Origin of the sequence: Mycobacterium sp. SMC-11, from assembly GCF_046250095.1 — a bacterium.
In the GTDB taxonomy this organism is placed as follows: domain Bacteria; phylum Actinomycetota; class Actinomycetes; order Mycobacteriales; family Mycobacteriaceae; genus Mycobacterium; species Mycobacterium heraklionense_A.
Map to the genome: position 1 here is coordinate 4,809,831 of NZ_CP176430.1, position 21,140 is coordinate 4,830,970.

19 protein-coding genes are annotated in these 21,140 nt (G+C 67.8%); 11 read left to right on the top strand and 8 right to left on the bottom strand.

The features are described from left to right. Window positions 1-49 precede the first annotated feature (49 nt). The 5 genes from ACKY0X_RS22305 to ACKY0X_RS22325 all read right to left on the bottom strand — a co-directional run bounded on the left by ACKY0X_RS22305 (window position 50) and on the right by ACKY0X_RS22325 (window position 8,498). A complete protein-coding gene (locus ACKY0X_RS22305; RefSeq protein ID WP_409427765.1) occupies window positions 50-1,354 on the bottom strand; it encodes an MFS transporter in 1,305 nt (434 codons plus the stop codon). Between the two features lie 5 nt (window positions 1,355-1,359). Next, window positions 1,360-2,976, bottom strand: coding sequence for a glycosyltransferase family 87 protein (locus ACKY0X_RS22310; RefSeq protein ID WP_409429745.1), 1,617 nt, complete (start codon window positions 2,974-2,976; stop codon window positions 1,360-1,362). A gap of 23 nt (window positions 2,977-2,999) precedes the next feature. Continuing rightward, window positions 3,000-5,408 carry a transglycosylase domain-containing protein gene (locus ACKY0X_RS22315; protein WP_409427766.1) on the bottom strand — a complete coding sequence of 803 codons (2,409 nt, stop codon included), beginning with the start codon at window positions 5,406-5,408 and terminating at the stop codon, window positions 3,000-3,002. Window positions 5,409-5,599: 191 nt separating this feature from the next. Further along, the gene (locus ACKY0X_RS22320; RefSeq protein ID WP_409427767.1) at window positions 5,600-8,155 is read right to left on the bottom strand and encodes a transglycosylase domain-containing protein; all 2,556 of its coding nucleotides are present in this window, start codon (window positions 8,153-8,155) and stop codon (window positions 5,600-5,602) included. Further along, window positions 8,073-8,498, bottom strand: a complete 426-nt coding sequence (locus tag ACKY0X_RS22325) for a DUF5318 family protein (RefSeq protein ID WP_046286212.1) — start codon at window positions 8,496-8,498, stop codon at window positions 8,073-8,075. Before ACKY0X_RS22325 ends, ACKY0X_RS22320 begins: the two co-directional genes overlap by 83 nt. Before the next feature lie 112 nt (window positions 8,499-8,610). Between ACKY0X_RS22325 and ACKY0X_RS22330 the strand changes: the two genes are divergently transcribed. From ACKY0X_RS22330 to ACKY0X_RS22370, 9 genes are all read left to right on the top strand, one after another. After that, entirely contained in the window at window positions 8,611-9,462 is an 852-nt protein-coding gene (locus tag ACKY0X_RS22330) for a DUF1707 domain-containing protein (protein WP_409427768.1), read from the top strand. Window positions 9,463-9,599: 137 nt separating this feature from the next. After that, window positions 9,600-10,139 (top strand): PadR family transcriptional regulator, encoded by a 540-nt coding sequence (locus ACKY0X_RS22335; protein WP_046286214.1) that lies wholly within the window; start codon window positions 9,600-9,602, stop codon window positions 10,137-10,139. Between the two features lie 79 nt (window positions 10,140-10,218). Continuing rightward, complete coding sequence (locus ACKY0X_RS22340) at window positions 10,219-11,310, top strand: inositol-3-phosphate synthase (protein WP_064888380.1); 1,092 nt, start codon at window positions 10,219-10,221, stop codon at window positions 11,308-11,310. Window positions 11,311-11,330: 20 nt separating this feature from the next. After that, window positions 11,331-12,215, top strand: a complete 885-nt coding sequence (locus ACKY0X_RS22345; protein WP_409427769.1) for an alpha/beta fold hydrolase — start codon at window positions 11,331-11,333, stop codon at window positions 12,213-12,215. 64 nt (window positions 12,216-12,279) lie between these two features. Next, window positions 12,280-13,077: an LLM class F420-dependent oxidoreductase gene (locus ACKY0X_RS22350; RefSeq protein WP_409427770.1), complete on the top strand. Its 798-nt coding sequence runs from the start codon at window positions 12,280-12,282 to the stop codon at window positions 13,075-13,077. Beyond that, window positions 13,059-14,840, top strand: a complete 1,782-nt coding sequence (locus ACKY0X_RS22355) for an ABC transporter substrate-binding protein/permease (protein WP_409427771.1) — start codon at window positions 13,059-13,061, stop codon at window positions 14,838-14,840. The genes ACKY0X_RS22350 and ACKY0X_RS22355 overlap by 19 nt, the downstream gene beginning before the upstream one ends. Continuing rightward, window positions 14,837-15,583 carry an amino acid ABC transporter ATP-binding protein gene (locus ACKY0X_RS22360; RefSeq protein WP_409427772.1) on the top strand — a complete coding sequence of 249 codons (747 nt, stop codon included), beginning with the start codon at window positions 14,837-14,839 and terminating at the stop codon, window positions 15,581-15,583. The genes ACKY0X_RS22355 and ACKY0X_RS22360 overlap by 4 nt, the downstream gene beginning before the upstream one ends. Before the next feature lie 57 nt (window positions 15,584-15,640). After that, complete coding sequence (locus ACKY0X_RS22365; RefSeq protein ID WP_024442740.1) at window positions 15,641-16,153, top strand: MarR family winged helix-turn-helix transcriptional regulator; 513 nt, start codon at window positions 15,641-15,643, stop codon at window positions 16,151-16,153. Further along, the gene (locus tag ACKY0X_RS22370) at window positions 16,153-16,818 is read left to right on the top strand and encodes an SDR family oxidoreductase (protein WP_409427773.1); all 666 of its coding nucleotides are present in this window, start codon (window positions 16,153-16,155) and stop codon (window positions 16,816-16,818) included. Before ACKY0X_RS22365 ends, ACKY0X_RS22370 begins: the two co-directional genes overlap by 1 nt. A gap of 1 nt (window position 16,819) precedes the next feature. Here ACKY0X_RS22370 and ACKY0X_RS22375 read toward each other — a convergent pair whose 3' ends face one another. The 3 genes from ACKY0X_RS22375 to ACKY0X_RS22385 form a co-directional block, all read right to left on the bottom strand. Next, window positions 16,820-17,956 carry an adenylate cyclase regulatory domain-containing protein gene (locus ACKY0X_RS22375; RefSeq protein ID WP_409427774.1) on the bottom strand — a complete coding sequence of 379 codons (1,137 nt, stop codon included), beginning with the start codon at window positions 17,954-17,956 and terminating at the stop codon, window positions 16,820-16,822. Window positions 17,957-18,068: 112 nt separating this feature from the next. After that, the gene (locus ACKY0X_RS22380; RefSeq protein ID WP_409427775.1) at window positions 18,069-18,740 is read right to left on the bottom strand and encodes a sensor domain-containing protein; all 672 of its coding nucleotides are present in this window, start codon (window positions 18,738-18,740) and stop codon (window positions 18,069-18,071) included. 42 nt (window positions 18,741-18,782) lie between these two features. After that, window positions 18,783-19,424 (bottom strand): sensor domain-containing protein, encoded by a 642-nt coding sequence (locus ACKY0X_RS22385; RefSeq protein ID WP_409427776.1) that lies wholly within the window; start codon window positions 19,422-19,424, stop codon window positions 18,783-18,785. A gap of 176 nt (window positions 19,425-19,600) precedes the next feature. Between ACKY0X_RS22385 and ACKY0X_RS22390 the strand changes: the two genes are divergently transcribed. Together ACKY0X_RS22390 and ACKY0X_RS22395 are read left to right on the top strand one after the other, a co-directional pair. Further along, entirely contained in the window at window positions 19,601-20,323 is a 723-nt protein-coding gene (locus ACKY0X_RS22390; RefSeq protein ID WP_409427777.1) for a sensor domain-containing protein, read from the top strand. Further along, window positions 20,320-21,135 (top strand): sensor domain-containing protein, encoded by an 816-nt coding sequence (locus tag ACKY0X_RS22395; RefSeq protein WP_409427778.1) that lies wholly within the window; start codon window positions 20,320-20,322, stop codon window positions 21,133-21,135. Before ACKY0X_RS22390 ends, ACKY0X_RS22395 begins: the two co-directional genes overlap by 4 nt. The last annotated feature ends 5 nt before the right edge of the window (window positions 21,136-21,140 follow it).

Below are 21,140 nucleotides of genomic sequence, written 5' to 3' on the forward strand. Positions count from 1 at the left end.
GAGTAAACCACGGTTCCAATAAGGGGCCACTAAACCACTATTTGAGTCCTCAACGGCGGTCCAGTAGTTCACTTTGCCGCGACGGTGACCGAATGGGCAGCATCGCCATCAATCCGGCGGCCAACACTACCAGCAGGCCGCCGAGCCCGGCCCGGTCGGAACCGAACAGATCTACGAAGGTGAAGAACAGCGTCGGTGCCAGGAACGTCGCCGCCCGCCCGGTGGTGGTGTAGAGCCCGAAGGCCAGGCCTTCCTTTCCGGCGGCGCTCATCCGCAGGAGCAAGGTACGCGCCGACGACTGGGCCGGACCGATGAACAGGACCAGCAACAGGCCGCAGATCCAGAACGTCAGTGGTCCCGACAGCGTCAGCAACACCAGCCCGACCACGATCATCGACGCCAACGCACCGAGGATCACGGCCTTGGAACCGATGCGCTCGTCGAGCAGTCCCCCGAGCGCCGCCCCGACCGCCGCCACGGTGCTGGCCGTGATGCCGAACAGCAGCACATCGGCCGTGGAGATGCCGTAGACGTTGACCCCCAACACGGCCCCGAACGCAACCACGCCGGTAAGCCCGTCCCGGAACACCGCGCTGGCCAACAGGTAATAGACGATGTTGCGGTCGCGGCGCCATTCGGCGACCAGATCGGCCCGCAGCTGGCGGAAGCCCTTGGTGGCGGCGGCCGGTGTGACCGCGGCCGCGGAGCTTTCGGTGCACGATTTCGGCGCTCTGCCCAACAACGGAAAGGCGAAGACCACAAACCAGGCCGCGGTCAGCAGCATCGCCGCTCGCACGTTCACCCCGTCGGCGGTCGGCAGGTGCAGCAGACCAACGGTGGGTCCTTCCCCGGCGACGAATCCCACGTAGACCACCAGCAGCAGCGCCACACTGCCGAGGTAACCGGCGGCCAGACCGAAGCCGGAAACCCGGCCGGAATTCTCCGGGGTGGTGACCGACCTCAACATCGCGTTGTAAGGCACGGTCGCCAAATCACTGCAGGCGGCCGTCACCGCCAACAGCACCAAGCCCGGCAATAGGTAGCGCGGGTCATTGCGGATCAGGCTCATCGACGCGGTCAACGCGGCAACCGTGCCGCTCAACACGATCAGCGCCAGGCGCCGCCGCCGTGGTTCGGTGATCGAGTTGCCGGTCAGTGGAGCCATCAGGGCCACCACGATCCCGGCAATGGCCATCGCCCGGCCCAGCCAGCTGGCCGGCGAGGCGCTGGCTCCCACACCGACCGAAGCGGTCAGGTACACCGAGAAGACGAACGTGATGGTGATGGCATTGAGGCCGGTGGCTCCGCAGTCCCAGAGCGCCCACGCCAACCACGGGGGTTTCCGCACGGGCACAAACCCTATAGCCGGTGCGCATCCACCTGCGCCCCGGTTCCCCGTTGCTTGGGCCGCAACCGGGGGTTCATGCGGGCCGGCAGCCAGGCCGGAGGGGCGTCGGGTGCGGAGTCGAACACCCCGCCGGCCGGGTCGTCGGCCCATCCGTGGGCACGCACCAGGTCCGATTCCGGGCGGTAGATCTGCCGAATCACCAGTGCGCACAGCACCATTACCGCCAGGTCGCGCAGCAACACCGTGGTGGTGAACCACTGCTCGGGCAGGCTGCGATCCGCAACGCTGTAGAGGTAGTACATCCGCGGTACCCAGACCAGCGCATCGACGGTCATCCAGACCAGCAGCAGCCGGCGGTGCGGCAGGGCCAGCACCGCCAGCGGCACCAGCCACAGCGAGAACTGCGGACTCCAGACTTTGTTGGTCAACAGGAACGCCGCGACCACCAGAAACGCCAACTGCGCCACCCGCGGGCGCCGAGGCGCGGTCAGGGCGATGTAGCCGATTCCGATGCAGCACAGCGCGAACAGTGCGGCGACGACACCGTTGAGCACCGTCGGGGGCTGCCACATCCCCAGGTCGCCGTCGAACCCCTGCCAGCCGGTCAACGATCTCACCACGTTGTAGAGCGAATCCATGTCGTCGCCGCGGCGGGAGTTGAGCCGGAAGAATTCGCTCCAGCCCCGCGGGGCATACACCAGGACCGGCAGGTTCACCACCAGCCAGCTGACCGCGGTGGCCACCACGGTGCGTTTGACCTCCCGCAGCCGGCCGGTACGCAGCCCCAGGACCAGCAGCGGGAACAGCAGCAACACCGGGTACAGCTTGGCGGCGGTGCCCAACCCGAGCAGCACCCCGGCCGCGGTCGGGCGCCGGCGCGCCCAGGCCAACAGGCCTGCCCCGGCGAACGCGGTGGCCAACGCGTCGAAGTTGGTGAAGATCTGGAAGATCACCAGCGGCGAAGCCGCCACCAACGCGGCGTCCCAGACGCGCCGACCGGCCAGTCCGGCGGTGGACCACACCGTCGCCAGCCAGGCCAGTGCCAGACCGAACGCGACGATGTCGAAGAACACCACCACCTCGGCGACCCCGCTCAACGCCGGGATCTTCAGCACCTTGGTGATCGCCGTGTACGTCTTCGCCAGGGCCATCGCCGCGTACTGGTACAGCCCGGTCAGCACCGGATATTCCATGTAGCGCACGGCGGGAAGTCCGTCGTAGCGGGTCTGTTCCTTGCCCGACGAGTCCTTCTCGACCCAGCTCGACTTGTACGGGAACTTGCCCTGATCCAATAGCTCCGCGGTGTAGAGCGGCACCACGTCGGAGTAGCACAGCTGAAAGTACGCGCGCTCGTTGTCCCAGTTGGCTACCCGCTGGTCGGGGCTACCGCTGCCGGTGCTCTGCAGGCACGCCGACTTGGTGGTCCAGCCCAGGGCCAAGAACAGCACGGCGATCAGGAACATCACCCGCAGCGGCGTCATGAACCTGGTCCGCCCGATCAGCGCATGGCGGCCGACCGGCCCGCCGATGGTGTTCGACAGGGCCCGGCCGACGACATCGGTACGGCTGGGCAGGTCGCGGTCATCGGCACTGCGCAGGTCCGCCGCCAGCCGGCGCGGTGAGCGCATCGATCGTTCGGTCGTCTCCTGGCTCACGGGAGAGCCTCCGGCGCCGGGGGCGGCGGGGGCGGCTCCGGCGGCGGGGGTGGTGGAGGCGGGGGCGGAGGCGGGGGCGGAGGCGGCGGGAAAGGCTCCGGCATCGGGAAACCCGGCGGCGGAGGCGGCGGCTCGTCAAAGTCCTGTGGAGGCGGCGGCGGCGAATACCAGTCGTACTGCACCGGGATAGGCGCGCTGGTCGGCACGCCCGCGGAACCGCCGATCTCGGTGGGCTTGGGGAACTGCACGATCGGGTCGCCCCACAGCGCGCCATCCATGCTGGCTTTCCAGATTTCGGCCGGCAGGCCCGCGCCGTAGACCGGCCCGCCCCACTTGTTCGTCAACGGTTCGTCGCCGCCGGTGGTGCCCACCCAGACCGCGGTCGACAAGGTCGGCGTGTAGCCGACCATCCAGGCGTCCCGGTTAGCCCCGGTGGTGCCGAGCTGGGTGGTGCCGGTCTTGGCCGCGGCCGGGCGCCCACCAGCCAGGTCGTGCCCGCCCGACCAGCTCGGAATCGCCTTCATGGCGTCGGTGACGTTGTCCGCGACTGCTTTCGGGACCCGCTGCTCCCCGGAATCCTTGGCGGCCGCTACGTCGAAGAGGACCCGGTCGTCGGGGCCCACGACCTTCTGAATGAAGTGCGGCCGGTGGTACATCCCGGAGTCGGCCAGGGTCGCGTATGCCGACGCCATGTCGATCACCCGAGTCTGGTACTGGCCGAGCACGATGCCGTTCTCCGGGGGCCCGCCAAGGCCGTCCTGGGACAGCGTGTGTGCGACTCCCGGGAAACTCTTGGCGACCCCGAGCTCGTGTGCGGCGTCGGCGACGTCCTGCGGTCCATGCTTGAGCTTGAGCATCAGCCGGTAGTAGGCCGTGTTGAGCGATCGTTTGAGTGCCTCGGCGATGTTGCAGACTCCGCAGCTGGCGCCACCCACATTGCTGATCTTGGTCTTGCCGACCGTCAGCGGGCCGCTGTCGATCTGCTCGCCCAGGCCGATGCCCTGCTTCAGCGCCGCCACCAAGGCGAACACCTTGAACGAGGAACCGGTCTGCAAGCCGGCCTGGGCGAAGTCGAAGCCGCCCACCTCGTCGCCACCGTAGTAGGCCCGCACCGCGCCGTTGCGTGGATCGATGGAGACCACAGCGGTACGCATACTCGGTTTTTGCCCAGCCATGGTCGCTCTGACGGCTTTCTCCACCGCCCGCTGCGCCTTCATGTCGATCGTGGTGGTGATGCGCAGGCCTTCCATGTTCAGGGTCTGCTCGTCGATGTGGAACATGTCGAGCAACTCTTCGGTGACCTGGCGCTGAATCAGCCCGGCGGGCCCCGAAGCTTGGTCGGCGTTGCGCGCCTGGTCAGGCGGGATCGTCGTCGGGAAGAACTGCTTGGCCCGCTCGCTGAGCGTCAGGGCGCCCGTCTGCACCATGCCGTCGAGTACCCAATTCCACCGGTCGACGGCGCGGTCCCGGTTGATCGCCGGATCCAACGCGGACGGCCGCTGAATCACCGCCGCCAGCAAGGCGCCCTCGGAGACGGTGAGGTCCTCGACCTTCTTGTCGAAGTACGCCCGGGCGGCCGCGTTGATCCCGTAGGTGGTGCGGCCGAAGTAGATGATGTTGAGGTAGGCCTCCAGCACTTCGTCCTTGGTCCACGCCTCGGACATCTTGGTGGCGATGACGAGCTCTTTGCCCTTGCGGACCAGTCCGCCCATGCCGGCCCGCTCGGACCCGACCAGCGCGTTCTTGACGTACTGCTGGGTGATGGTCGAACCACCCTGGGTGTCACCGCCGGTCAGGTTGTTCTTGACCGCCCGAAACAGCCCCGAAACCGAGAAGCCCGAGTTGGTGTAGAAGTCTCGGTCCTCGGCGGCCAACACCGCGTCACGTACGTGAACCGGTACCCGATCCAGCTTGATGTCAATCCGATTGCCGTCCGGCGGAACGATTTTCGCCAGCTCGGTGCCGTCGGCGGCGAGGATTGTCGACACCTGCGTGGTGTGGATGTCACCGGGTTCGGGGACTTCCACGGTGCGGTAGGCCATCCCGAAGGTGACGACAGGCACCGCCAGCAGCGTCGCGGCGGCGGCGTACAGGCCGCGTCTGGCCCAGAGCCACTTCCGTCGCCGCGATTCGTGCTGGTCGAGCTCGGCTGCCAGATCTTCCGGGAGAGCTGCCGGCGATTCGTCTGGGACACGGGGTCTTTCGCTGTCCGGACGCGGACGCTCCATGGCGGCCTTAACCGCTTCAAGGCGCTCCTGGCGGTCCGACTCGTCATCGGTGCAGTCGGCGGCCGTGTCGGCGTCCGTTGCGCCCGCTTCGTCGGTGGGCTCGACGTTGGTGGTCGTCAAGAAATGCTCTTCCTCAGCGCTGTCGGCATCCGGCGCTGTCGGGCCCCGCGTTTTCATGTCCGCCCAGGGCGTCCTTGCAGGTAGGAGTCGGGCTTCCGGCCCTTCACCATCCCGATTCGGCCGCAACCCTTTTCAGCGATCGGCGAAGTGCTCAGCAGCCTGTCGTCCCCCACGCGTCGCTGCAGTCGCATGGCCAACAGATTACTTCCGTGGACTCACCATCGGGTTGAAACGAGGTCACAAACGCACTACGGCGCGGGGGGCAGCGGCTCGGCCGCAGGCGGGCCGCCCGGCTCGGGAGCCTGCTGCACCGGCGGCGCCGGCGGTACCGGCGGGGCAGCCGTGATCGTGGTGGGCGGCCCGATCGGGATGGTGATGCCCGGCGCGATCTCGATCGTCGGCTGGATGACGGTCTCCTCCGGCGGTACCGGCGGGCCGGCGTCCATCGGCGGAGGCGGTGGCGGCGCGGCCGGGACGCCGGCATAACCGCCGATCTCGGTGGGCGTGGGGAAGGTTTCGTTGGGGGTGCCCTTTAAGGCGCCGTCCATGGTGGCCTTCCAGATGTCGGCCGGAATACCCGCACCGTAGACCGGACCACCCCACTGGTTCACCAGCGGCTCGTCTCCCCCGGTGGTGCCCACCCAGACGGCGGTCGACAGCGACGGCGTGTAGCCGACCATCCAGCCGTCCCGGTTGGCCCCGGTGTCACCCAGCTGGGTGGTGCCGGTCTTGGCCGCCGACGCCCGTCCACCGGCCAGGTTGTGCCCGCGCGACCAGCCGGCGATGGGCTGCATGGCGGCGGTGACGTTGTCGGCAACCGCCTTGGGGATGCGCTGCTCGCCGGTGTCCTCGGAGGTCTGAGCATCGAACAGCACGCGGCCGTCGGCACTGACCACCTTCTCCACGAAGTGCGGCGGGTGGTAGATGCCGGAGTCCGCCAGCGTCGCGTACGCCGAGGCCATGTCGATCACCCGGGTCTGGTACTGACCCAGCACCACTCCGCCTTCGGGCGGACCGCCGTCCTGCGACAGGGTGTGCGGCACGCCGGGGAAGCTCTTGGCGACCCCCGCCTGATGCGCGGCGTCGGCGACGTCCTGCGCCCCGTTCTTGAGCTTGAGCATCAGCCGGTAGTACGCGGTGTTCAGCGACCGCTTGAGCGCCTCGGCGATGTTGCAGACCCCACAGCCCTCGCCCTCAGCATTGGTGATCTTGGTCCGGCCGTTGTCGAGGGTCAGCGGTGAGCTATCGATCTGATAGCCCAAGCCGATGCCCTGCTCCAACGCGGCCACCAGGGCGAACACCTTGAACGACGACCCGGTCTGCAGGCCGGCCTGGGCGAAGTCGAAGCCGTTGGCATCCGATCCGCCGTAGTAGGCGCGCACCGCGCCGTCGCGCGGGTCGATGGACACCACCGCGGTCCGCATGTTGGGGATCTGGTCTTTGAGGTAGGTGGCCACCGCCTCTTCGGCGGCATCCTGCGCCGCCGGGTCGATAGTGGTGGTGATCTGCAGTCCCTGGGTGTTGAGCGTCTGTTCGTCGATGTTGAACAGCTCGAGCAGCTCACTGGTGACCTGCCGCTGGATCAACCCGTTGGGCCCGGTGGTGATGTTCTGGCTGCGGGCCAGTTCAGGCGAGACCGTGGACGGAAACTCTTGGGCGGCGCGCTCACCGGCGGAAAGCGCTCCGGTCTCCACCATGCCGTCGAGCACCCAGCTCCACCGGTCGAGGGCGCCTTCGGGATCGACCGCGGGGTCCAACGTGGACGGCCGCTGGATCAGGGCGGCCAGCAGCGCGCCCTCGGCGATGTCGAGCTCCTCGACGGGCTTGTCGAAGTAGGCCCGTGACGCCGCGGCGATCCCATAGGCGCCGCGGCCGAAGTAGATGATGTTCAGATAGGCCTGCAGCACATCGTCTTTGCGCCACGCACTCGACATCTTCGTGGCGATCACCAGCTCTTTGGCCTTGCGGACCAATCCGCCCATGCCCGCCCGCTCGGAACCGACCAGGGCGTTCTTGACGTATTGCTGGGTGATCGTCGAACCGCCCTGGGTGTCACCACCGAACAGGTTGTTCTTGATCGCGCGGGCGAAGCCCGACACCGAGAAGCCCGGGTTGGAGTAGAAGTCGCGGTCCTCGGCCGCCAACACCGCGTTACGCACGTAGACCGGCACCTGGTTGATGTCGATGTCGACGCGGTTGCCTTCCGGCGGAATGATTTTGGCCAGCTCGGAACCGTCATTGGCCAGGATCGTGGACACCTGGTTGGTCCGGATGTCGCCGGGCGAGGGCACATCGGTGATGGAGTAGGCCATCGCGAAGGTGATGACCGGCAACAGCAACATCACCACCACGGCGGTGTAGAGCCCGCGCCGGATCCACCGCCAATTCGGCGGATGCGCGCGCAGCCATTCCAGCGGATTCGGCGCACCCGGTGCGTCGGTGGGAGCGGAGCGCTCCGCCCGTCGCGTTGGCGGCGCGGTCGGCTTCTCCGGCGGTGGCTCGCGTCGCGGGATCCGGCCACTCAACGTCTGCTCGCGTTGTGGAGGCGTCCCGTCGAGGGCAGCCCGCACCGCATCGATCGGGTCCCGCAGATCGGCAGTCACGGCGTCGTCAATAGCCGGAATGATCGTGGTCTGTCGGTCGTCGGGCCCCGCCGGTGGCCGGCGGCCGGCAGCGTCGGAGGGCCGGGCCGAGCCAGCGTCGGACCCGTCGTCGTGATGTTTACTCACTGGCGGTACGGGCTCCGCTGCGTGCCGGCCGTCGACCGCGGGATCCCTTGGGCGGGCTCGCGAGGCCCAACACATATGACTTCACAAGGTGATTCCAGCTACAGGTCCGGCACACCTCGACGACATACACCGAGAACTCCGAGAAGCGGGTGGCCAACAGGACCAGTTCCTCGGCGGAACGCGCCGAGCCCGAGACCGCACCCAGCTGGTCGCCGTATACCCACGACACCAGGGTGAGCGGCTCCTTGCGGCAGATGGGGCAGACCACCGCACTGGCCTTGCCGTGGAACTTCGCGGCACGCAGCAGATACGGGTTGGCGTCGCACACCTCGGTGACCCCGGTACGCCCGGAGTAGACCTCGGCCAGCAGGGAACGGCGCCGGAGCGCGTAGTCCACTACCTGTCGCTGCAATCGCACGGTGACCAGAGTACGTCGGGTCCTCACCGGCGCTCGCGATCAACGCCCCCAGCCGGCGCCAACCGGCGGATTCGCCGTCACCACCGGGCAGCCTTCTTTTACGATCGTCGCCGTGGCGACACGGCAGACCGCAGGCACGCGGGCCAAGGACAGCGACCGGGACGACGTCTGCCGGATCCTGGACAGTGCACTGGGCGAGGGGCAGGTGTCCAGCGCCGAGCACCAGGAACGAATCAGCGCGGCCACCCGAGCCGTAACCCTGGGCGACCTGCATTCCCTGGTCGGCGACCTGCAGACCGAGACCGCGCCGGTCAAGCTGCCGACGTTGGGCAGTCCCACGAAGTTCGGCGTGCGCAGTGTCGCCCTCAAGGCACTGGGCGCACTCGGCACCGTGTTGGTGGCGGGCATGCTGCTCGGCTGGGCGCTGTACGGAAACACCAGCTCCCCGCTGAGTTTCACCTCTGATCCCGGGGCCAAGCCGGACGGAGTCGCGCCGGTAGTGCTCACCCCGCCACGACAGCTGCAGTCCCTGGGCGGACTCACCGGCCTGCTGGAGCAGGCCCGCCAGAAGTTCGGCGACACGATGGGCTACCGACTGGTGGTCTACCCCGACTACGCATCTCTGGATCGGCCCGACCCAGGCGAAGAGCGCCGCAAACTGGACTACTCCTACCGCGGCGGCTGGGATGACCCCTCGACCTCGTCCAAGAGCAGTGACGACGTGCTGGTCGATCTGAGCGCGTTCGACGTGAAGGCTGCGGTCGGGATCCTGCGTGGAGCTCCCGAGACGCTCGGGATCAAACCCGCCGACGTGAAAAGCACCTATCTGATCGTCGACCCGGCGCGGGACCCCACGACGCCCGGGGCTCTATCGCTGTCGGTGTATGTTTCCAGCGACTACGGCAGCGGCTACATCGCCTTCGCGGGCGACGGCACCGTCAAACGCATCAATTACCCGTCCTGAACTGCGGGTTTAGCGCGAGTTTAATGCGACTGAACGCTGAGCGAACACTAGCCACTTGGGCACAGTTATATCGGCGCGATACTATGGCGCGAACCGTCGACCGGTCGTAGCTACACCATCTGCAGGAGGTGACTGGAGTGCTTGAGCTCGCCATTTTGGGCTTGTTGCTCGAGTCTCCGATGCACGGCTACGAACTCCGGAAGCGGTTGACCGGTCTGCTGGGTGCGTTCCGGGCGTTCTCCTACGGCTCGCTGTATCCCGCACTGCGGCGCATGCAGCTGGCCGGCGTGATCGCCGAGGACGCCGCGCCGACGGGGACCCCGGTGCGCCGGGCCCGTCGGGTGTACCGGCTGACCGACGCCGGCCGTCAGCGATTCAACGAGCTGGTGTCCGACACCGGCCCGCAGAACTACACAGACGACGGCTTCGGAGTCCACCTGGCGTTCTTCAACCGCACCCCGGCCGAGGCTCGGATGCGGATCCTCGAAGGCCGCCGCCGGCAGGTGGAGGAACGCCGGGAAGGCCTGCGCAACGCGGTGGCACGGGCCAGCAACTCGTTGGACCGCTATACCCGCCAGCTGCACCAACTCGGGCTGGAGTCCAGCGAGCGGGAGGTCAATTGGCTCAACGAGCTGATCGCGGCCGAACGCGCATCGAACCGGGCCGAACAACCCTGATCCTGCATACGGACGCGGGCATCGGGGAAACACAACAACGCACGTCAGCAGTGAAAGCAGAAAAAGGAGAGCGTCGAAAATGACTGAGCAAACGACGGATGTGCGGGTCGCCATTGTCGGCGTCGGCAACTGCGCGTCCTCGCTGGTCCAAGGCGTCCAGTACTACCAGAACGCCGATGACACCTCCACCGTCCCCGGCCTGATGCACGTGCGCTTCGGCCCGTACCACGTCCGCGACGTCAAGTTCGTCGCCGCGTTCGACGTGGACGCCAAGAAGGTCGGCTTCGACCTGTCCGAGGCCATCTTCGCCTCGGAGAACAACACCATCAAGATCGCTGACGTGCCGCCGACCAACGTCATCGTGCAGCGCGGGCCGACCCTGGACGGGATCGGCAAGTACTACGCCGAGACCATCGAGGTTTCCGACGCCGAGGCCGTCGACGTAGTCGCCGCCCTGCGCGAGGCCAAGGTCGACGTGCTGGTCTCCTACCTGCCGGTGGGTTCGGAAGAGGCCGACAAGTTCTACGCGCAGTGCGCCATCGATGCAGGCGTCGCATTCGTCAACGCGCTGCCGGTGTTCATCGCCTCCGACCCGGTGTGGGCCAAGAAGTTCGCCGACGCCGGCGTGCCGATCGTCGGCGACGACATCAAGAGCCAGGTGGGCGCCACCATCACCCACCGCGTGATGGCCAAGCTGTTCGAGGACCGCGGGGTCACGCTCGACCGCACCTACCAGCTCAACGTCGGCGGCAACATGGACTTCAAGAACATGCTCGAGCGTGAGCGCCTGGAGTCCAAGAAGGTCTCCAAGACCCAGGCTGTGACCTCTAACCTGACCGGTTCGCTGGCAGGCAAGGTCGAGGACAAGAACGTCCACATCGGACCAAGCGACCACGTCGCCTGGCTCGATGACCGCAAGTGGGCCTACGTGCGACTGGAGGGCCGCGCCTTTGGTGACGCACCGCTGAACCTGGAGTACAAGCTCGAGGTTTGGGACTCGCCGAACTCGGCCGGCATCATCATCGACGCGGTGCGTGCCGCCAAGATCGCCAAGGACCGCGGCATCGGCGGACCGATCCTGCCGGCGTCGGCGTACCTGATGAAGAGCCCGCCCAAGCAGCTGGCCGACGACGTCGCGCGCGCCCAACTCGAGGAATTCATCGTCGGCTAGACGCCGACTCTGCGCCGAACATGACTGACGACGAGCTGGCCGGCCTCTCGGAGTTCGCCCTATTGGCGGGCAACGCCGAGCAGGCCGGTCTGGCCGGTCCGTTGCCCGATGTGGAGCGGATCGAAACCGGTGAAGTCAGTGCGCTGCGCTGGGGTTCGGCGCCGCCGCGGGTGGTGTTCCTGCATGGCGGCGCGCAGAACGCTCACACCTGGGACACCGTCATCCTCGGGCTCGGCGAGCCCGCGCTGGCGGTGGACCTGCCCGGCCATGGCCGTTCGGCGTGGCGCGAGGACGGCGACTACTCACCGCAACGCAACGCCGCCACCCTGGCGCCCGTGCTGCAGGAGCTGGCACCGGATGCCGAGTTGGTGGTCGGCATGTCCCTGGGCGGACTGACCGCGATCCGCCTGGCGGCCACCGCCGGCGAGCTGGTGCGCCGGTTGGCGATTGTGGATGTGACGCCGTCGGCGTTGCAGCGCCATGCCGAGATGAGTACCGCCGACCGCGGGACCGTGGCATTGGCCCAAGGCGACCGGACGTTCCCCGATTTCGAATCGCTGCTGGCCGTCACCACGGCCGCGGCGCCGCACCGGGATCTGGAGTCGCTGCGGCGCGGGGTATTCCACAACACCCGTCGGTTGCCGGACGGCAGTTGGACGTGGCGCTACGACACCATCCGCTCCGTCGGCGACTTCACCGACCTGTGGACCGATGTCGCGGCGATCACCGCACCCACCACATTGATCCGCGGCGGCGATTCGTTCTTCGTGACCGCCGACGACGTCGCCGAGTACACGCAACGCTCGCCGGGGCTGACCACCCACGTGGTGGACGGCGCCGGACACTCCGTGCAAAGTGACCGGCCTCGCGTGCTGGTCGAGCTGCTTCGCATGACCCTCGCCTGAACCGCCGCACCGAACCGGTTACTTCGCCGCCGCAATCCGGCAATTCCGGGGATAAGGTGGCGAGATGGCCCGGCCCATCCGCATCGCCGTCCAACTGCAGCCGCAACACGCGGCGCACTACGGCGCCATCCGGGACGCGGTCCGGCGTTGCGAAGACTCCGGTGTCGACATCGCCTTCAACTGGGACCATTTCTTCCCGCTCTACGGCGACCGCGACGGACCGCACTTCGAGTGCTGGACCATGTTGGCCGCCTGGGCCGAGCAGACCTCGCGCATCCAGATCGGGGCGCTGGTGTCGTGCAACTCCTATCGCAACCCGGAGCTGCTCGCCGACATGGCCCGCACCGTCGACCACATCGGTGACGGCCGACTGATCCTGGGCATCGGCGCGGGCTGGAAGCACCGGGACTACCGGGAATACGGCTACGAGTTCGGCACCGCGGGCAGCCGCCTCGACGCCCTGGCCGGTGCACTGCCGCGCATCAAAAGCCGTCTGGCCCAGCTGAATCCGCCGCCCACCCGCACGATTCCGCTGTTGATCGGGGGCGGCGGGGAGCGCAAGACCCTGCGCCTGGTCGCCGAACACGCCGACATGTGGCACAGCTTCGCCGACGCCGACAGCTACCCACACAAGGCAGCCGTGCTGGCGCAGCACTGCGCCGCCGTCGGGCGAGACCCCGCCACGATCGAACACTCCGCGGCGCTGGGCGGCGACCAGACACACGGCACCGTGGCCGAGTTACTGGCCGAGGCCGACGCGTTGACGCGACTGGGGGTGAGCCTGCTGACCATCGGCAGCAGCGGACCCGACTACGACCTGTCCGCCGCCGAGGCGCTGTGCCGATGGCGCGACCAGCAATAAAGCTCGCGGCGCTCATCGCCACGTGCATGATCGTGGGCGGTCTGGCGGCGGTGCCGCGGGCCGGGGCCGCCCCGGACCTGTGCACCCCACCCGGGGAACAGGCCGCCGTCGCGTTGCCGGTCAAACTGGCCAACGCCAAGCGGCCACGCGAGGACAAATACACCACGGCCGGCGTCGAAGCGCTGAGTTCGATTGACGTGACCAAGCTGGGGTTGAGCACCCCCGGCGTGCTGACGGTCGGCACGCTGACCGAAAGCCCCCCGACGAACTGCATCAACGCCCAGGGCCGCTACAGCGGGTTCGACAATGAACTGCTGCGGGCCATCGCCAAGAAATTGGGCCTGCGGGTGCACTTCGTCGGCACCGACTTCTTCGGCCTGCTGGCCCAGGTGGAGTCGGGACGTTTCGACGTCGGGTCGGCGTCGATCAACGCCACCGACGAGCGCCGCCGCACCGTCGGCTTCACCAACGGCTACGACTTCGGTTACATGGCGTTGGTGGTCCCGGCCGGATCCGGGATCACCGGATTCGACTCCCTGGACAGCGGCCAGCGCATCGGGGTGGTTCAGGGCACTGTCGAAGACGCCTACGCCGTCGACGCCCTGGAAGTCGAACCGGTGCGGTTCCCCGACTCGGTCACGCTGTACGCCAGCCTGAAAAGCCGCCAGGTCGACGCGTGGGTGGCGCCGTCGCTCACCGCGCTGAACCTGTTGAAGCCTGGCGATCCGGCACAGATCGTCGGCTACACCTTCAGCCCGGCCGGCTTCGAGGCATACGCGGTGGCCAAAGGGAACCAGGCGCTGATCTCGGCGCTGAACTCCGGCCTGGACGCTGTCATCGAAGACGGCACCTGGCCGCAGCTGTTCACCGACTGGGTGCCGCGGCCGTTGCCGCCGGACTGGCAGCCGGGTTCCAAGTCGGCAGCCACCCCGCATCTACCGGACTTCGCTGCGATAGCGGCCCGGCATCACCGGCCCGAGTCGGAGCCGTACACGCCCAAATCGACTCTGGCACAGCTGCGCGACTCTTTCTTCGACTGGCAGTTGTACCGGCGCGCCCTGCCGGACCTGCTCAAGACCGGCCTGCCCAACACGCTGCTGCTCACCGTGAGCGGCGGCGCCATCGGATTGGTGGCCGGGTTAGGGCTGGCTGTGGCCGGGATCTCACGCACTCGATGGCTGCGCTGGCCGGCGCGGATCTACACCGACATCTTCCGAGGACTGCCCGAGGTGCTGATCATCCTGCTCATCGGGCTGGCAGTCGGGCCACTGGTGGGCGGCCTGACGCACAACAATCCCTACCCGCTGGGGATCGCGGCCCTGGGGCTGACCGCCGCGGCCTACATCGGGGAGATCTTGCGCTCGGGCATCCAAAGTGTGGAGTCCGGCCAGCTGGAGGCCTCGCGCGCACTGGGTTTCGGCTACCCGGCGGCGATGCGACTGGTGGTGATACCGCAGGGCATTCGGCGGGTGCTGCCGGCGCTGGTCAACCAGTTCATCGCGCTGCTCAAAGCGTCGGCGCTGCTGTACTTCCTCGGCCTGGTCGCCGGTCAGCGGGAGTTGTTCCAGGTGGGCCGCGACTACAACGCCCAGACCGGCAGCCTCTCCCCGTTGGTGGCCGCCGGCCTCCTCTACCTGGCCCTGACCATCCCGCTGACGCACCTGGTGAACGTCGTCGATCACCGGCTGCGGCGCGGCAGGCCGCCCGAGGCCGATGATTCGGTCGAGCTGAGCCCGGCGATCTCCAGTCAGGAGATGACGTGACGGCGCCCGCGGCGCGCGAGCCGGTGTCGCTGGCGGCCAAAGGCATTCAGTTGTCCTTCGGCAAACATCAGGTGCTGCGCGGAGTCGACCTCGACGTGCCGGCGGGCGCTACCGCCGCGGTGATCGGCCCCTCCGGGTCAGGTAAGTCGACGATGCTGCGCACCTTGAACCGACTCCACGAACCCGACGGCGGCGACATCCTGCTGGGTGGCCGATCGGTGTTGGCCGACGACCCCGACGAGCTGCGCCAGCGGATCGGGATGGTGTTCCAGCACTTCAATCTGTTCCCGCACCGCAGCGTGCTGGACAACATCACCCTGGCGCCGCGCAAGCTGCGCGGGATGTCCGACGACGCCGCCCGCGAGCTCGCGCTGAGCCTGCTCGACCGGGTCGGGCTGAAAAACAAGGCCACGTCCCGGCCGTCGGCGCTCTCCGGCGGCCAGCAGCAACGGGTGGCGATCGCCCGCGCCCTGGCGATGCATCCGCAGGTGATGCTCTTCGACGAAGCCACCTCGGCGCTGGACCCGGAGTTGGTCAAGGGGATCCTGGCGCTGATCGCCGAACTCGGGGCCGACGGCATGACGATGGTCGTGGTCACCCACGAGATGGGCTTCGCTCGCTCGGCCTCGGACACGGTGGTCTTCATGGACCGGGGCAAGGTCGTGGAGTCCGGTCCACCCGATCAGATCTTCGACAACGCCGAGACGCAGCGACTGCAGAAGTTCCTGTCCCAGGTGTTGTGACAGCAACCTCTACGAGTTGTCAACCCTCTTTACGGTCACCGGTTAGACTGGCGAACTATGACGGAGAGCAAGGCCGATACGCCGCAGGTGACGGCGATCGCAGAGGGCTTGCACCGTTCGCTGTCCAAACTGTTCTCGATCCTGCGGCGCGGCGACATCAGCAGAGGCACCCCGACTGGCGAACTCACGCTGGCCCAGCTGTCGATCCTGATCACGCTGCTGGACCGGGGTCCCATCCGGATGACCGAGCTGGCCGCCCACGAGCGGGTCCGCACCCCCACCACCACGGTGGCGATCCGTCGCCTGGAGAAGATCGGGCTGGTCAAGCGCAGCCGCGACCCCTCGGATCTGCGGGCCGTGCTGGTCGACATCACCCCCGAAGGTCTGGCGAGCCACCGCGAGTCGCTGGCAAACCGGCACGCGGCGCTGGCGGCGATGCTGAACAAGCTCAGCCAGGAAGAACTCGACACCCTGACCCGCGCGCTCGAGCCCCTGGAGCGCCTCGCCACCTGTGATGGTGTCGAACCGGCAGCCGCCGGCGATGCAGGCTGCCCCATGGATTGCGGTTAATGCCGACTGCTCTGATCACCGGAGCCGGCGGCGGTATCGGTTCGGCGATAGCGGCGGCCTTGGCGCCCACCCACACCCTGTTGCTCGCCGGTCGGCCGTCAGCGCGTCTGGATGCGGTGGCCGAACGGCTGGGCGCCACCACCTGGCCGCTCGACTTGGCCGACATCGACGGGATCGACGCGGCCACCGAGATCGTCGACGAACTCGACGTCTTGGTGCATAACGCCGGGGTGATGCTGCCCGGTGCGGCCGGCGAGTCCTATATCGAGGAGTGGCGGGCCACCTTCGAGGTGAACGTATTCGGTGCGGTGGCCCTGACGCTGGCCCTGTTGCCCGCGTTGCGGGCGGCCCGCGGGCAGGTGGTCTTCATCAACTCCGGTGCCGGGCAAAAGGTTTCCCCGGGCATGGCGTCGTATTCGGCAAGCAAGTTCGCGCTGCGGGCGTTCGCGGATTCGCTGCGCAGTGACGAGCCGGCGCTAAGGGTCACCACGGTCTACCCGGGCCGCGTCGACACCGACATGCAGCAAGATCTGGTCGCCTACGAGGGCGGCGAGTACGACCCGGCCCGCTTCCTGCGTCCCGACACCGTCGCCGAAGTGGTGGCCGCCGCGATACGCACCCCCGCCGAGGCGCAGCTGCAGGAAGTGGTGGTCCGGCCGCGCTGAGCTATCGGCTTTCCTGCCGCCGCACCCGGAACAATTTGGTCTCACCCTCCACACCCTTGAGCGCACGGGTTCCGACAAACGACCAGGCGTAGCCCGGAGCCTCCCCGATGGCCTCGCGGGCCGCGCCCTCCGTCATGACCTCGCCGGGCTCGGCGACGCTGGTGACCCGGCTCGCGACGTTCACCGGGCTGCCGAACCAATCCCGGGCCCGGCTCACCGCCCATCCCGACGCGATTCCGGCCCGCAGCTGCGGCAGGTCGGGGTCGTCGGCGGCGCGGTCCAGCAGCTGCAGCGTGGCGCCGAGCAGCTTCGCGGCGTCGGACGACACCAGCATCACCGCATCGCCGATCGTCTTGACCAGCCGCACCGGAGGGTTGACCACCTCATGCGCCAGATCGGCAAGGCGCTCAACGAGTCCCACCAGTTCCTCGGGCGGTATCGCCTCGCCCAGCCGGGTGAACCCGACCATGTCGGCGAAGGCCACCGCGAGCTGCCGCGCCCCGGGCAGCGCCACCCCGGCAGCCCGCTCGGTGGCGTTGACTTCCTCACCCTCCAGCACCCGCCGCAGCTGGACAAACAGAATGTCGCGAATCATGTCCCCCAGCAAGGGGATAACGGTTCGCACGATCTCTTCGTGGGCTTTGGCGACCTCAAGCTCGGTGAGGCCCGGCCGCATGATCGCCGATATGGTGCTGTACCGGAACGCCGGAACCGCCCGGGAGATACCCTCGGAAAGCCGGCGGATCATCAGCAACACCTGGCCCGGGTCCAGTCCGGCCCCGATAAGACGCTGCAGCCGCACGGCGGCCTCGCCGTCGGCGCGCAACAGCAGGGCGGCGTCGGGATCATCCAACCGCGGCAGCCCCAGCGCACGTTCGATGCCCTGCAACAGGGCCAGATCAATGCCGTGGTCGGCGCTGACCGCACGTTCTGACACGTACTTGCCGTCGTCGCCCAACGCACGATGCGCCGGCATCAGCATCGGCGCCACCTCGGCCCGAATCTGATCCAGCCCGAAGCCCTCCTCCAGCAACCAGACCACCAGCTCGGCACGCTCCTCGCGGGCACTGGCGTCCAGGCCGTCGAACAGCCCCAGCTCCGCCAGCGTCTCGTGGAATGCTCCGCTCTCGGCCCACATCCTGTCGCCTCAAATCGTTGCCGCACCGCCAGATTGACCAGTCCTCCGGACCCCGGGGACACCCGCAGGAAGTGGTGGTCCGGCCGCCCTGACCCGCCGGGTTGATTCGGGGTCAGCCGATGATGCCCGCCCGGACCTGGTCGGCGACCTTGAGCGCCTGATCGGACACGATCCCGCTGCTGCACACCAGAACCTCGATGGCCGCGTTGGACTTTCCGGTGATCACGTGCGAGCACGTCGAGTGGTCCGAGACCCGGTTGGTGCGCACCGCGAAGCCGTCGCCGGCCTCCGACGGGGTCTGCACGTACCACTGCTCGTCGTCTTGTCCGGGCAGCGTCAGGTTGACCTGGTCACCGGCGCAGTTCTGCCAGGACTGCGCGGTCTCGCTCACGAAATCCGACGCGGCCTCTTCGGTGGGGAACGCGGCGATCACCGTCGTCACCCGCACCCGAACCGGACCGGTCACATCGCTGGTGAGGGTCTGCAGATCGATCCCGCGGAATGAACTGCCGCCATATGTCGATTCGGTTGCCGGATAGACCGCCCCGACACAGCCCTTCTCAATGGACTTGTAGTTCCGCAGCCCGTTGGAGTGGTCGGTGACGGTCAGCGAGGGATTCCGCAGTCCCGGACCGGCGAAGATGCTGTTGAGCGAGGCGGGGTCGGGCTGCAGGGCCGCGAGGTCACCGGCCTCGACCGGGGCGGCGACGGCCGGCGCCGCCAGCACCAACCCGACCGCAGCAATGCCGGCGGTGAACATGCCCAGAGTGTGCGAATTGCGCATGGAGAGCTGACCTTTCGTCGACGTAGTTCGGGACGGCTGGAGCTAGGCGAGGTTGCGGACGATCTGCGAACGCAGGCTGCGTCCCTTGCCACCAGGATTGGTGTCGGTGCACAGCCGGACATCGACGACGTAGTTGTTCTTGGCCTGCAGCACCCGCTCACAGCCCGCCGTGCCCTTCATGGGATTCGCGAACAGCGTGGCGAACAGTTCCAGACCTCCCGCGGTGACCACACCGGCCTTGAGATCTGCGCTCATCCCGTTGGCGTATTCGGCCGTCAACGGTGTGCCCTTGCAGCTCTTCCAGATGGCGGCCTGGTCATTGAGGTAGGTCTGCGCGGCTTTGGCGTCGGGGAACTCCGCGACGGCCTGGACCACGTTGGGGTTCAGCTCGCCACCGGGCTGCCGAAGGGTCTGCACGACGAAGTCAGTGTAGCCCGAGCCGTCGAAGGCCGCCGCCGAGCCGGGCGCGTACACGGCCGTGCAGTTCGCCGGCGTGGTGGTCGGCGTACTCAGCGGCTGGGTGCCGGACTCGGAGCTGATCACCTGCATCGTGGTGTCCATCCGCTCGCTGACCTCATCGGCGGGAACCAGCACGTCAGCCAGGTCCACCGCACCCGGCGCGGCCTGCGCGATCGAGCCGCCGGAGAGCACCCCGATTAACGCCGCGGCCGAGACTGCCACCACTGGGGCTAGGTGAATTCGCATCGAAATCCATTCCGTTTCGCCGTGTTGAGATCCCCTACCGGCGGCTGGGGCTGACCGAATGTTATCCGGTGTTCCCCGCCGAGACCCCTCCGTTGGAGTCCGCAATGTGGTTCCATCGATAACCGAACCGACGGACCCAACGTTAAGGACGTGCAATGCAACGGGACGACACCGACCGGAGAATCGGTTACCTGGCGCTCGCGATCGCGACCTGCGCCGCCGGGGCGCTGGCCGTACTGCCCGGCCTGGCCTCGGCCACCCCGGGCGCGCCCGGCATCGACGACACCACCCCTTCCGCGGACGTTGACCTGGCCGCACTCCAGCTGAGCTCGGCGGAGGCGTCGCCGATCGTCAAGTGGCCGTCCGATCCGCCCCTCGAGTTGACGGTGTACAAGACCGCGACCTCGCCGATCGCCGGTGCGGCCAGCACCTCCGATGCGCAATGCGCCAGCGCGGTCTATGCCGGCCTGGACAAGACCTATGACGGTAGTGGCTACACCGGCCTGAACTATCAGGAGCTCACCGGATTCGGTTCCAAGAACACCTATTCGGTGATCTCGGTGGCCTCCAGCTACACCGACGAACACGCCGCGGCCAACATGGTGGCCAACACCATCCAGAACTGGACCGACTGCGGCCGCAAGAAGGTGACCGGCGATCTCAGCGGCTCCACGCAGACCCGGACCGTCAACAACGTGGTCTCCACCACCGACGACATCTACCTGGTCAACAACATCACCGATGACGGCGGCGCCTGCTCACACGCCATGACATCGCAGGGCAACGTCGTGGTCGAGGTGTCGGCGTGCCGATCCAACATCGGTCTGGTCAAGCAGAGCCTTCAGCTGGCCAACAAGATGCTGGTCAAGCTGCCGTGACGCGCCGACTTATCGCCGGCTGCTGTGTCGGGCTGGCCGCGCTGACCCTCGCCGGCTGCGCCGGTGACGACCCCGACCGGGACAGCGCCGCCACGGTTGCGCCGGCGGCCGCAGCGGCGCCACCCAGCGTCCAACCGGATCCGACGGCACCCGCCGCCCCGGCCGGTGAGCCAAGCGGGCAGCGCGCAGCAACTCCGATTCCGGTCCCGGCCGCCGGGCCCCGCTTGGTGACACCGGGCAAGCTTGGCGCACTGTTGGTTCCGATCGAGGAGCTCAACAACGTCGTCGGCGCGAAGCTGGGATTCGAGACGGTGTTCACCAGGCCCGGTGCGCCGGCCGGCGGCCTGGGCGACAAAGCGGGCTGCGCGGTGTTGTTCGGCTCCAACACCGACAGCTACGCCAACGAATACACCGCATTCCGGCGCCAGAGCGTGCGGGACGGCGAGGACAGCTCACAACATTTCGTCGCCCAGGAAGTGGCCGCCTTCGCCGATGTCGCCACTGCGGCCGCGAACTTCGGCAAAACCTTCGACAAGAAGGCCCTGGCCGGCTGTGACGGTGCGGTGGTGCATCGCCAGGGTGACGACGACCGCATCACGTGGCGGCTCAACGTTTCCGACGTCACCGCGGACACCGCCCGATGGACGCTGGACCAGCACGCCGACGGCAAGCCCAACGACTGGACTTGTGCGCATGAGGCACGGACCCGCAGCAACGTCGAATTCACGGTGACCGTATGCCAATTCGGCAACGCAGCACCGGCTGCGACAGCGATCGGCAATCAGATCAACGACTGGATTCCCCACCCGTGACCGGC

Coding starts and splice junctions, on each gene's coding strand:
- ACKY0X_RS22310 (WP_409429745.1), bottom strand. CDS start 2,976: ATGCGCTCACCGCGCCGGCTGGCGGCGGACCTGCGCAGTGCCGATGAC.
- ACKY0X_RS22315 (WP_409427766.1), bottom strand. CDS start 5,408: ATGAAAACGCGGGGCCCGACAGCGCCGGATGCCGACAGCGCTGAGGAA.
- ACKY0X_RS22320 (WP_409427767.1), bottom strand. CDS start 8,155: ATGTGTTGGGCCTCGCGAGCCCGCCCAAGGGATCCCGCGGTCGACGGC.
- ACKY0X_RS22340 (WP_064888380.1), top strand. CDS start 10,219: ATGACTGAGCAAACGACGGATGTGCGGGTCGCCATTGTCGGCGTCGGC.
- ACKY0X_RS22345 (WP_409427769.1), top strand. CDS start 11,331: ATGACTGACGACGAGCTGGCCGGCCTCTCGGAGTTCGCCCTATTGGCG.
- ACKY0X_RS22350 (WP_409427770.1), top strand. CDS start 12,280: ATGGCCCGGCCCATCCGCATCGCCGTCCAACTGCAGCCGCAACACGCG.
- ACKY0X_RS22355 (WP_409427771.1), top strand. CDS start 13,059: ATGGCGCGACCAGCAATAAAGCTCGCGGCGCTCATCGCCACGTGCATG.
- ACKY0X_RS22365 (WP_024442740.1), top strand. CDS start 15,641: ATGACGGAGAGCAAGGCCGATACGCCGCAGGTGACGGCGATCGCAGAG.
- ACKY0X_RS22370 (WP_409427773.1), top strand. CDS start 16,153: ATGCCGACTGCTCTGATCACCGGAGCCGGCGGCGGTATCGGTTCGGCG.
- ACKY0X_RS22375 (WP_409427774.1), bottom strand. CDS start 17,956: ATGTGGGCCGAGAGCGGAGCATTCCACGAGACGCTGGCGGAGCTGGGG.
- ACKY0X_RS22380 (WP_409427775.1), bottom strand. CDS start 18,740: ATGCGCAATTCGCACACTCTGGGCATGTTCACCGCCGGCATTGCTGCG.
- ACKY0X_RS22390 (WP_409427777.1), top strand. CDS start 19,601: ATGCAACGGGACGACACCGACCGGAGAATCGGTTACCTGGCGCTCGCG.